This is a genomic window from Pandoraea sp. PE-S2R-1 (genome assembly GCF_002179865.1).
In the GTDB taxonomy this organism is placed as follows: domain Bacteria; phylum Pseudomonadota; class Gammaproteobacteria; order Burkholderiales; family Burkholderiaceae; genus Pandoraea.
Genome location: NZ_NGUR01000157.1, coordinates 1 through 374, shown reverse-complemented (window position 1 = coordinate 374; position 374 = coordinate 1). Strand labels below are relative to the sequence as shown.

Here is a 374-nt window from a genome sequence, read left to right as displayed (position 1 = left end):
TGGAATCCTTGCGAGACATCGCTTGTTTTTTATGAACGAATTCGTGCTTCGCAATCTTGCAAGATTGACTCGCACGCCGCTCGCCTCGTTTGCATTTTTCTGCCCTCATGGCGAAGACCAATCGATAGCGCATTACAACTCAAGGGGAAGAACGATGCAGAAATGGAACTCCAAACTGATGGTCGCTACCGCGTTTATCGTCGGCAGCCTCGGACTCACCGCTTGCACTACCACCTCCGGCAAGCCCGACACCGTAGCGACCAACGTATCCAAGGCCGCAGCCATTGACGCGAGCGTTGACGCCACGCTCACGCGGCTCTACTCCACCGTCAAGGGCTCGCGTGAACTGGTTTCGAAATCACGCGGCGTGCTGG

Annotated in this window: 1 pseudogene; it reads left to right on the top strand. The window is 55.9% G+C overall.

Annotated elements, in window-relative coordinates:
* Positions 1 to 154: 154 nt before the first annotated feature.
* Positions 155 to 374: pseudogene (locus CDV44_RS27505) on the top strand (hypothetical protein); the annotation flags it as partial.